This window comes from Paenibacillus wenxiniae, assembly GCF_039822605.1.
Classification (GTDB): Bacteria; Bacillota; Bacilli; order Paenibacillales; family Paenibacillaceae; genus Saccharibacillus; species Saccharibacillus wenxiniae.
Genome location: NZ_JBCGUH010000032.1, coordinates 1 through 10,343, shown reverse-complemented (window position 1 = coordinate 10,343; position 10,343 = coordinate 1). Strand labels below are relative to the sequence as shown.

General features: G+C 39.5%; 9 protein-coding genes and 5 pseudogenes. 11 read left to right on the top strand and 3 right to left on the bottom strand.

Annotated elements, in window-relative coordinates:
* The 4 genes and pseudogenes from AAHF22_RS23640 to AAHF22_RS23625 form a co-directional block, all read left to right on the top strand.
* Positions 1 to 435: SDR family oxidoreductase (locus AAHF22_RS23640; protein WP_347327453.1), on the top strand; the 435-nt coding region annotated here is incomplete at its 5' end.
* A gap of 250 nt (positions 436 to 685) precedes the next feature.
* On the top strand, positions 686 to 1,693 hold the full coding sequence (locus tag AAHF22_RS23635; RefSeq protein ID WP_347327452.1) for a glycosyltransferase family 2 protein: 1,008 nt from the start codon (positions 686 to 688) through the stop codon (positions 1,691 to 1,693).
* 138 nt (positions 1,694 to 1,831) lie between these two features.
* Positions 1,832 to 2,356, top strand: a pseudogene (locus AAHF22_RS23630) (glycosyltransferase family 2 protein); the annotation flags it as partial.
* A 76-nt stretch (positions 2,357 to 2,432) separates the two neighbouring features.
* Positions 2,433 to 2,637, top strand: a pseudogene (locus AAHF22_RS23625) (geranylgeranylglyceryl/heptaprenylglyceryl phosphate synthase); the annotation flags it as partial.
* 104 nt (positions 2,638 to 2,741) lie between these two features.
* Here AAHF22_RS23625 and AAHF22_RS23620 read toward each other — a convergent pair.
* From AAHF22_RS23620 to AAHF22_RS23955, 3 genes and pseudogenes are all read right to left on the bottom strand, one after another.
* A pseudogene (locus AAHF22_RS23620) lies at positions 2,742 to 3,101 on the bottom strand (transposase); the annotation flags it as partial.
* Positions 3,102 to 3,849: 748 nt separating this feature from the next.
* Complete coding sequence (locus AAHF22_RS23960; protein WP_371834109.1) at positions 3,850 to 3,972, bottom strand: hypothetical protein; 123 nt, start codon at positions 3,970 to 3,972, stop codon at positions 3,850 to 3,852.
* Positions 3,973 to 4,321: 349 nt separating this feature from the next.
* Positions 4,322 to 4,495: a transposase gene (locus tag AAHF22_RS23955; RefSeq protein ID WP_371834108.1), complete on the bottom strand. Its 174-nt coding sequence runs from the start codon at positions 4,493 to 4,495 to the stop codon at positions 4,322 to 4,324.
* A 233-nt stretch (positions 4,496 to 4,728) separates the two neighbouring features.
* Here AAHF22_RS23955 and AAHF22_RS23615 point away from each other — a divergent pair.
* The 7 genes and pseudogenes from AAHF22_RS23615 to AAHF22_RS23590 all read left to right on the top strand — a co-directional run.
* Positions 4,729 to 5,074, top strand: a pseudogene (locus tag AAHF22_RS23615) (UvrD-helicase domain-containing protein); the annotation flags it as partial.
* A gap of 744 nt (positions 5,075 to 5,818) precedes the next feature.
* On the top strand, positions 5,819 to 6,910 hold the full coding sequence (locus AAHF22_RS23610; RefSeq protein WP_347327451.1) for a hypothetical protein: 1,092 nt from the start codon (positions 5,819 to 5,821) through the stop codon (positions 6,908 to 6,910).
* Positions 6,911 to 6,949: 39 nt separating this feature from the next.
* The gene (locus tag AAHF22_RS23605; protein WP_347327450.1) at positions 6,950 to 7,324 is read left to right on the top strand and encodes a hypothetical protein; all 375 of its coding nucleotides are present in this window, start codon (positions 6,950 to 6,952) and stop codon (positions 7,322 to 7,324) included.
* The gene (locus AAHF22_RS23950; RefSeq protein ID WP_371834107.1) at positions 7,321 to 7,659 is read left to right on the top strand and encodes an EamA family transporter; all 339 of its coding nucleotides are present in this window, start codon (positions 7,321 to 7,323) and stop codon (positions 7,657 to 7,659) included. Before AAHF22_RS23605 ends, AAHF22_RS23950 begins: the two co-directional genes overlap by 4 nt.
* A 17-nt stretch (positions 7,660 to 7,676) precedes the next feature.
* A complete protein-coding gene (rffA, locus tag AAHF22_RS23600; RefSeq protein WP_347327449.1) occupies positions 7,677 to 8,822 on the top strand; it encodes a dTDP-4-amino-4,6-dideoxygalactose transaminase in 1,146 nt (381 codons plus the stop codon).
* 60 nt (positions 8,823 to 8,882) lie between these two features.
* The gene (locus AAHF22_RS23595; RefSeq protein ID WP_347327448.1) at positions 8,883 to 9,626 is read left to right on the top strand and encodes a sugar phosphate nucleotidyltransferase; all 744 of its coding nucleotides are present in this window, start codon (positions 8,883 to 8,885) and stop codon (positions 9,624 to 9,626) included.
* A 112-nt stretch (positions 9,627 to 9,738) separates the two neighbouring features.
* Positions 9,739 to 10,182, top strand: a pseudogene (locus tag AAHF22_RS23590) (dTDP-4-dehydrorhamnose 3,5-epimerase family protein).
* The last annotated feature ends 161 nt before the right edge of the window (positions 10,183 to 10,343 follow it).

Below are 10,343 nucleotides of genomic sequence, written 5' to 3'. Positions count from 1 at the left end.
TGGGTGTATGGATTGCACGGCAATAACTTTGTGAAGACGATGTTGAAACTGGGACAGGAAAAGCCGGAACTCAAGGTCGTTCATGACCAGAAGGGCTCGCCTACGTACACCGTCGATCTGGCAGAGTTTGTGTCCGAGTTGATGCGGACCGAGAAGTATGGCATTTACCATGCGTCCAATAGCGGAGCTTGCACATGGTATGAGTTTACTCAGGAAATTTTCAGTCAGGCGAAGCAGGTACTCCAAGCATCGATTACTGCCAGTCTGGAGCCTTGCACAACAGCCGATTTTCCACGTCCAGCGCCACGTCCAGCTAATTCGGTCATGGAGCATATGTCGATTCGTACGAATGGATTTCAGGATATTCGAGACTGGCGTGAAGGGTTGACTGCCTTTTTACAGGAGTATAAGGCAGCGCAATCCGATACAAAATAAAACTAACATCCGTACTTGAACAGTGTCATCCATAAACGCAATCAAAATTCGCAACTAAAATAATTAAAACAATAAAGAATCACAACAAAGAAGGAGTTTGATCTTATATAGGATCAAGCTCCTTTTTGCTGCGTCTTGTTCTACATCGTGCATATTGATTGGATTTATGCTAACTTTAAGCATGAACATAGTATACAAGTGAACAAGATCATCGATTGATTAATTTTGAACATACAATGAGGGAAACAACATGCATACACCGGGTACATTGCAAGTGCTTATGTCTACATATAATGGGGCAAAGTATATTTCAGCTCAGCTTGATAGTATATTGTCTCAACCGTATGAATCGATTCATATTTTAATTCGGGATGATGGTTCCAGTGATGAAACGATCTCCATCATCGAAGAGTATCAGACTCATTATCCGAACCGTATCGACTTACTAAAAGGGGAGAATATAGGTGTGATTCCAAGCTTCTGGTCGTTATTACAGCATGCCGATCGTGAGGCGACTTATTATAGCTTTTGTGATCAGGATGACGTCTGGATGCCTCATAAAGCAGAGACTTCGGTTCGTTTGCTCCAGAGCTTAGAAACAGACAAACAACAGCCTCTACACGCTGTATCTTTGGATGAACGTAACCATGGATTCCAGCAGAAATTCATTCCCACTATGATTTGTACGGATACGCAATTAACAGATGGTCATTTGAATCCTACTGTGGTGTGGCCAGGAATGCCTCATTTAAAGCCATCTTTTTATAATGCATTAATTCAAAATATTGCTGTAGGTGCTACCGTTTCTTTTAATGCGACAGCGTTATCGCTATTGCTTGATACGAAGCAAACCGTCAATATAGCAGCTATTCAAATGCACGATTGGTGGGCATATCTAGTTATATCGTGTTTTGGAAAGGTTCATTTTGAGCATCAGCCAACCATTTATTACCGACAACATGGAGGAAATGCAGTTGGAGGCGAAGCGAACGTCTATCAGAAAATTAAAAAGAAATGGAATAGTTTCCTCAAGCATCGAGGAGATAAAAAGCTGCTGGTGCAACAAGCGAAAGAGTTTTATCGTGTATATGGCAGTCAAATGACCGATGTACAGATGATCGACCAGTTAGAACAGTTTATTGCACCGCGAACGAATTTACGTGCTCGATTTCGATATCTTAGAATATGTAAGTTGTTCCGGCAGTCCCTAACCGAGCAATTGTTATTTAGAGTTTTGATTTTGGTCGGATATATATAGATCAGATGGATGCACTATTTATGGGGAAAATTGTAGTTTGATTGCTTAAGTTCACCTTTACTAAATGATCTATGTTATAATCCGTGTAGAATAAGTCATGTAAGAGTATGGCTTACATTTCAAGGCAGGAGCGTTACTATGCATGTTAGTGTTTTAATTTTGAACTATAATACATGCCAGCTTACACTGGATTGCATCGCCTCGGTCTATCGTTCGCAAACGAAATATGCTTACGAGATTATTGTGGTGGACAATCATTCCACCGATGATTCCACCGTCCGTATTCCAGCGACCTATCCGAATGTTGTGTTTATTGCCAATCCCGATAATGGAGGGTTTGCCAAGGGCAACAATATTGGAATGAAACGGGCGCAGGGGCGATATACATTGCTGCTTAATTCCGACACCATCGTACAACCGGACACACTGGAGACGATGGTGTCTTTTATGGACAGCCATCCACGTGCAGGTGCAGCAGGGTGCAAGATCATTTTGCCGGACGGTTCGCTGGATAAAGCATGTAAGCGCGGCTTTCCAACACCATCTGCATCGTTTTATTATGCCTTTGGGTTATCTAAGCTGTTCCCGGACGATCCTAAATTTAACGGATACCAGCTTGGATATCTAAGTCCCGATGAATGCTACCAGGTGGACTCGCTCGTATGAACAGATCATTGACACTGTACACCGCCTATCATAGACTTAATTTGAAGGTTGTAGAAAAGATGGAGGAATACCAGTGAGAGACAAGATAGCAGCGTGGTGCCACGTATTCAAGCTTGACCCAGATCGATTCATATCTGATGAGAATCTGGCTCAGATTTGTAGGTCTGGCACCGATACGGTTATGATCGGTAGGTCATCTAGTGCGAACTTATGATAATACGGTAGACTTGATGTCGCGTGTAAATCGCTATAAGCTACCTTATGTGCTGGAAGTATCTTTAGGATATAGGTACTTCAATCGAATGCGTGCATCCTCCATCGTAAATTGCCAATTTATCGTCTTCTCGTTGCGATTTTGTTGGCAGATTCAAACTAAGACCGCTTATTGCAGTTCATCCAGCGATCCGATTCGTTGATCTAAACATTGCAGCGTTAAAGCACTGAGTTCCACCTCGGCCATATTGAGCCAAGTTCCATGCTTTGGTGTGTAGCAAATGTCCATTCGACGCGCTAAGCCATGCGCTGTTTCGGGATCAAACGCTTCATAAAGCGAACCCAGCCTATGGGTATTAAAATTATCTATTACTAAACAAACTCGACTTGCATTCGAATAGTCGTTGTCTAACAACACTTGTATTTCCAATGCCCCGTCCTTTTTTGTCCGTTGTTTGCGTGCATGAACCCATCGCCAACCGACTAGGAGTTCTGTGAATAGAAAGAGACTACAGGTTCCTTGATGTTCGTATTTGTAGTCTTCTTGTCATACGTATCCCGACTTCATTGGCAAGGTTGGGCGAGAATCGCTCCGTAATTGAAATGGTTTTTCATCCATACACAGGAGCAGAATTTCGGTGATGTACGGTCAGGTATACACGTCCAATATCCGCTCCATGCATGCGACAAATTCGATGGAATAGCGTGGTGGAATGCACCATTGTTTCTTTACATGAGGCTAAAGTCCCGTTTTTTAACCCAACGCACCAAATCTTTGCTGGCGATGGGCAACATCTCCAGTTCCGCGATCCGCTGCGAGAGCAGACGAAGGGTTCAACGCGCATACCTTCGGGTGGGGAGCCGCACGCTAACACGACAATTCGCGCTTCGAGTTCACCTGTTACTTTAGGCTTAGGCTCTCGCGTTTGTGGACAGTTGTAGCGCAAGGTGGTCGACAATCCGTACGTTGCAAATTGGCGAATGACGTTCCTCACGGTCGTTTCCGTAGTTTGACGCCGCTTGGCAATTTCCGTTTGGGTGGAGGGCGGGCACGCTTTGTGTTTCGTCCGCTTGAATCAGGAGGAGACGACGTTTACGCAAATTGCACAGGTTTTAGGATGCTTTAGCATTTGTTGAATCTCTTTGCGATGTTCGTTCGATAAACGTACTTCGAATTTTTATTCATCGCTTCTCGCTCCTTTATTTCCTAATAGAAGATAAGGAGAGTATAAATCTGAAATGCATTTGATACTACCTACTAGTGCGTGTCTTCAAACCTAATGAAGCCATAATAAAATAGAAGTCAACTTCAAAAAGGCTTCAAAGGTACAGGCGAGCTTGTCATAGCATGTGGCTAAGCGACGGTATGTTTTGAATTTGCAAAACAATCGCTCCACCATCTGCCGTTCTTTGTACCACCAGTGATCCCAGCTTCGCTACGTGGTGCGATGGGCGCGGCTAGAATCACGGTCTATGCCTGCTGTTCTTCCAAAAGTTGAAGTAGTACGCATGATCCGCGATGACTTACGTTCCTTGCCGTTCCATCGAATTTAGCAAGTCATAGCCGACTTTCATGACATTGCCCGCCCGTCAGCGCATACCGAAGAGGGTAGCCCAGTTCATCAATTACCGCATGAATTGTAGTGGGGATTCCAACATGCGATCGTCCGATTGCGTGGAACTGCTTTCAAAACGGCATCCCCAAGTTTGCCAGCGTCGGAAGCGTGTGTATACGGTTTTTCACGAGCCCTACGAGACGGGAAGGTCTCGCCAGAGGGCACCCAATCGGGCGATCCAAATCATGGCATTCAGCATCATACGGTTGTCTTCTGCCTTGCGTCCTCCTTGTGGTTTTCGTTCAGGTGGTGAAAGGTGATGGATGGATTCCCATTGGTCATCTCGGATTTCATATCGATTATTCATAGCTTCAGTCTAGCGACATTCTGTCTATAATTCTAGTTTTTGTAATTTGGAGACGCGCCCTAGTGAACAACTTGAGACAATCAATGATCTGCGTAAAAGAATCGGGAATTGTAATATCATATACTAAAAGAGATCGGGTCTGATAGAACGCCAGGTGAGTAGGAAACTTTCACGCCCGGTGTGACACAGGTGAAAAGGCGGAGATAATCTCAATATTTTACTTATCGTAACCGAACCGTGCGCAGTATATGCTCTGCAAAATGTTGGCGGATGCGTATCATAATATTTGTGTAGTCGGTGATAGTGATCAATCGATCTATCGCTGGCGTGGAGCAGATATTACGAATATTCTTAATTTTGAACAGGATCATCCAGAAGCGAAAACGGTTCTGCTGGAGCAAAACCACCGTTCCACTTCCAATATTCTAAGCACTGCCAACGAAGTGATTGGCAACAACAGCGGACGCAAGCCGAAAAATCTATGGACAGACAAAGAAGGAGGCGCGAAGATTAAAGTGTATCGCGCTGATTCGAAGCATGATGAGGCTTATTTTGTAAGCTTGGAAATTCATAAGGAACTTTGGACACCATTACGTTATTACAGCGAGAGTGAATCAAATTCGTTTGAATGGATCGTTGTTATGGATGAAGAGTTGCAAGATAAACCAGAACAAATCGTTCCGATGTTAAGTAAAGTACTTCAAGGATAAGATGTTGTGAAGGGAAGACTCGTGAACCGACAAGCCCGCTTTGTAAAAAGCTATCTTCGATCGTATTTTACAAGTTGTTTAGTTACTTGACTGAAACAAGACAGGATATGACGATTGCTAATTTTGGCGTTTATAACCGGAAATTCATTGATGTGATTGTGTCCATGAGAAAATTCTTTGTTTCTTTCCTAATTATATTGAAGTGGGTTGATTTCCGAGCTACGACAGTTGATATTGAACATGGTGTTAGAGAATCAGGTTAATTAGGGTATTCACTTCAGAAACTGATTCATCTGTCTAGGAATACAATCATCTCATTCTCAGATAAACTATTACGTCTAACTGTGAAAATTGGATTCTCTATTTCTTTGCTTGCTTTCTTTCTTGTACGTTGCTTATCTTGTCGTTCTTGAACTTACAGGAGATACCAGTATTCAAGGATGGTCAAGTTTGATTACTTCTGTACGGTTAATTGGCGTAATTGTTATTTCGATTCTGGGTATGTTAGGTATGTATATTAGTCGTATATTTGATGAAACGAAGAAAAGACCAATTTATATTATCAAAGAAAAATTGGTGGGTATCTATCACTAAGGGATCAGGAGTGGAGTCTTTGAAAAAGAATTTCTTTTTTGTGAGTGTATTCTCTATTTATTTTTACATTTTTTATAGTCAGATGTATCGAACAGAAGATGGTTTTTTTTCTGATTTGCCAGCTCATATGGACATGGCTATGCAATTTTTTGAAGGTAAAGGTTACCTTGCGCATCCGGGCTTTTATTTTCTTGCCAAACTATTAGAGATCATAACACCTTTGGATTTTAAACAAGCTTCGGTTTGTATGCTCTCAATTTTTGCAACTGCGATTGCGTATATTATTTTCAAGGTGATTGAGAAAGAAACGGAATATGCTTTTGAGTACACGGGAATGCTCATGCTAGTGACAGCTATCTTTATTCCATTCTTTAATCACTTATATTTAGGCCAAGCATCTTCTAATATTTATCATAATCCAACGTTGATTATTGTAAAGCCGTTTGCCTATTTATCACTTATTTTGTTTATTCGATTATTGGATCAAATGAACAAAAAAATGTTTTGGTGGGCTACGATCGTGTTAACGTTAAGCGTAATTATGAAGCCCAATTTTATTCTTGCTTTTTTGTTTACAATTCCAATTTACTTGCTTTTGAAAAAGGCGAATTTAAAACAATGGTTACTTTCCGCAGGTATGATTGTTCCTACACTTTTTATACTCGCTTATCAATATGTACGAACGTATAATACAGAAACAGCGAGTTCCGTAGTTATTGATCCTTTCGGTGTATGGAACCTATGGACGCCATCTCCGTTATTTTCGTTTTTGTTAGGCACAGCGTTTCCGCTTGCTATAGTAATCTTCCGTTACAGACAAGTATGGAATAGCAAGTTCTTGTTATGTAGCTGGATTGGCTTAGTAATCTCATATAGTCAATTTATCTTGCTAGCTGAAGGCGGGTATCGTTTTAGTCATGGTAACTTTGCTTGGGGACTTCAAATTTTTATAGCACTGGTATTCTTGTTTTCTGTTATTGAATGGATTCACTGGAAAAAAGAAACGTTCGTTGGTTGGAAAATGAGTCTTGTAAATATTATTTTTTCATTACATCTAGTATCTGGAAGCTACTATTTAATCAGAATTATGTTAGGTTATAGCATCTATTAAATTTGAATTATGGTTTCAGACATGATAGGGAGGAGAGATATGCAATTAGTAGTTAAAGAATCTTATTTCCGACATGGAGTCACTATTTTTTTGTGTATTATGTGTCAAGCTCTTTCGATATTATTTTCAAAAATAGCTTCTACTACTACGCACGATATTTTCTCATTGATTTTTAATGGATTTTACATTCTTTCTATTTCAATGTTAGTAATCCAAGCTTTTTTCTGGCAAAAAGTTTTGCAAAATCATTCTATATCAGATGTTTACCCTTTAATGACTTTAGTTAATATTGTATTATTGATTTTGGATTGTATATTTTTTAACAATACTATTAAGATAAATGAGGTACTGGGCTCTTTAATTATTATATTAGGAATTGTAATTATCGGTTTCCCAGTTAAAAAAACAATATGATCTATATAACAATGGTAATGCTTGTGCTCATGAATAGTTATTCGCAAATTCTTTTGAAAAAGGGTGCTGGTTCAGCCGATGATAAGAATATTTTGCTTTCTTTCCTTAATAGATATACGTTTACAGGCTATTTTTTATTTTTAGCGATTACAGTAATCAATGTATTTCTATTAAAATATATCGATTTAAAGCAATTTACTATCATCTTGTCTTGTAATTATTTAATTGCATATATGATGGCTATTTATTTTTTGAAAGAGTCATTCTCATTAAAAAAAGTGTTGGGGACATTGTTAATAGTCATAGGCGTCATTGTATTTAATCTAAGATTATAATTTAGGGGGAAATAAATATGATACCTTTCAATATTCCTGCTGTTACTGGAAAAGAACATATTTATATTGCGGAAGCAGCTAAAAGAGGACATTTATCTGGTGATGGCCATTTTACAAAACAATGTAATCAATGGTTCGAGGAAAAATTTGGTTCGAAAAAAGTGTTATTGACGACATCCTGTACACATGCTTTGGAAATGGCAGCAATCTTGCTCGATCTTAAAGAAGGCGATGAAGTGATTCTGCCTTCCTATACATTTGTCTCAACTGCTAATGCGTTTGTTTTGAGAGGGGCTAAAGCTGTATTTGTTGATATTCGTCCAGATACAATGAACTTAGACGAAAACTTAATTGAAGCAGCGATTAATGAAAAAACGAAAGCAATTGTCGTTGTTCATTATGCTGGTATCTCCTGTGAGATGGACAAAATCATGGCTCTCGCTGAAAAACACAATATTAAAGTCGTTGAAGATGCAGCTCAAGGCGTTATGAGTTTATATAATGACAAGTATCTAGGTACAATTGGTCATCTAGGATGCTATAGTTTCCACGAAACTAAAAACTATAACTGTGGTGAAGGTGGGGCATTATTAATTAATGATCCTGCATTGATTGAACGAGCTGAGATTATACGTGAAAAAGGTACAGATCGCTCGAAATTTTTTAGAGGTCAAGTGGACAAATATTCATGGGTAGATATTGGTTCCTCTTATTTACCAAGTGAGCTGAACGCTGCCTTTTTGTATGCACAATTAGAAGAATCAGATACAATTAATAATGATCGTTTGAAAACATGGAATTTGTATTATAAGCATTTGAAAACTTTGCAAGAGGATGGACTGATCGAACTAGGCAGCATTCCTCAAAATTGTACACATAATGCCCATATGTTTTATATTAAGGTAAAAGATATTGCTGTACGTGGAAAATTGCTACAGCATTTAAAAGATAATGGCATTGGGGCTGTATTCCATTATGTTCCGCTGCATAGTTCTGTTGCAGGTTTGCAGTATGGTAAAATGAGTGGAGAAGACCAATATACAACTAAAGAAAGTGAACGTTTAATTCGTTTGCCACTATTTTTCCATATGGAAGAAGAGAAAGTTTTGGCAGTAGTTGAACAGATATTTGCTTTCTACAAAAACTCTACACATACTGTGTAAGAGACAGAGATTATTTTCAAAATAAATCAATTTAATGACCGAACGGAGGCTTCTTTATTTATGAAAGGTATTATTTTGGCAGGTGGAACGGGTACAAGACTCTTTCCACTAACGAAAGTAACCAATAAGCATCTTCTACCAGTAGGCAAATACCCAATGATTTTTCACGCGGTATACAAGCTCAAACAATCCGGTATCCAGGACATTTTAATCGTAACTGGTAAAGATCATATGGGTGATGTTGTAAACTTGCTGGGTAGTGGACGTGAAATGGGTGTCACGTTTACATACAAAGTTCAGGATGAAGCAGGCGGAATTGCACAGGCGCTTGATCTGGCTGAGCAATTTGTTAATGGTGATCAAATGGTCGTTATTCTTGGAGACAATGTGTTTGCAGACGATATTGCTCCATTTGTACAAAACTTCCGTGATCAAAAAACAGGTGCAAAGCTGTTGCTGCAACAGGTACAAGATCCGCAACGCTTTGGTGTTGCTGAGCTTGAAGGGGAACGCATCGTTTCGATCGAAGAAAAGCCAAAAAATCCGAAGAGTGATTTTGCAGTAACTGGAATTTATATGTTCGATAGCCAGGTGTTTGATATTGTCAAAACACTCAAGCCCTCTGATCGTGGTGAGCTTGAGATCACCGATGTGAATAACGCTTATATTACACGTGGAGAATTATCATTTGATATTTTGCAAGGCTGGTGGACAGATGCAGGAACACATGCATCTCTAGCGAGAGCGAATGAGTTGGCACAAGATATCGTCTTTGGCGAAGAGTTTGGTAAGCTCAAACTTTAAGGAGGAAATCATGAAAGTGGCTGCTCTTAAACTGGAAGGAGCAAAACTACTTGAACCGATTATTCATGGTGATAACCATGGGTTTTTTATGGAAAGTTATAATAAGTAAGTTATGAATGAATTAGGAATAGTGCAACGTTCTATTCGAGATAATCACTCTCTTTCTGCGGAATCAGCGGTACTGAGAAGGCTTCATTATCAATTGAACTCAAAAGCTCAAACCAAGATCATTCATGTTTTTGCAGGCGCTATTTATGATGTGATTGTAGATGTCCGAAAGGGTTCAGATACATTTGGGAAATGGATTGGTTTTATATACTGAGCGCAGAGAATAAACGTAAACTACTGGTTCTTCAAGGATTCATACATTTTTTTTACGCTAGTTGCGAATACACAAGTTTCGTATAAAGTAAGTCAGTAGTACTCCCCAGAACATGATCGAGGAATTTTGTGGAATGATTCTGCTCTAACGATTGATTGGCCAATTTCGGAGCCAATTCTTTCAGAAAAGGACAAGGAACATCCTTTATTAAAAGATGCAGAATTGAATTTTTGAATTAAGCTTTGAATTTCAAATAAACGATAGAATAAGATTCAGCATTTAAGCTGGATCTTATTTATTGGTGACAGGAGGAACATTTATGAAATTACTCGTTACCGGCGGTGCCGGTTTTATCGGTAGTAACTTTGTGCTGTACATGTTGCGTGAACATCCCG

Bases quoted from the DNA above. Each gene is read 5' to 3' on its own strand.
- rffA (WP_347327449.1), top strand. From the start codon at position 7,677: ATGATACCTTTCAATATTCCTGCTGTTACTGGAAAAGAACATATTTAT.
- AAHF22_RS23960 (WP_371834109.1), bottom strand. From the start codon at position 3,972: ATGGTGGAGCGATTGTTTTGCAAATTCAAAACATACCGTCGCTTAGCC.
- AAHF22_RS23950 (WP_371834107.1), top strand. From the start codon at position 7,321: ATGATCTATATAACAATGGTAATGCTTGTGCTCATGAATAGTTATTCG.
- AAHF22_RS23635 (WP_347327452.1), top strand. From the start codon at position 686: ATGCATACACCGGGTACATTGCAAGTGCTTATGTCTACATATAATGGG.
- AAHF22_RS23595 (WP_347327448.1), top strand. From the start codon at position 8,883: ATGAAAGGTATTATTTTGGCAGGTGGAACGGGTACAAGACTCTTTCCA.
- AAHF22_RS23605 (WP_347327450.1), top strand. From the start codon at position 6,950: ATGCAATTAGTAGTTAAAGAATCTTATTTCCGACATGGAGTCACTATT.
- AAHF22_RS23955 (WP_371834108.1), bottom strand. From the start codon at position 4,495: ATGAATAATCGATATGAAATCCGAGATGACCAATGGGAATCCATCCAT.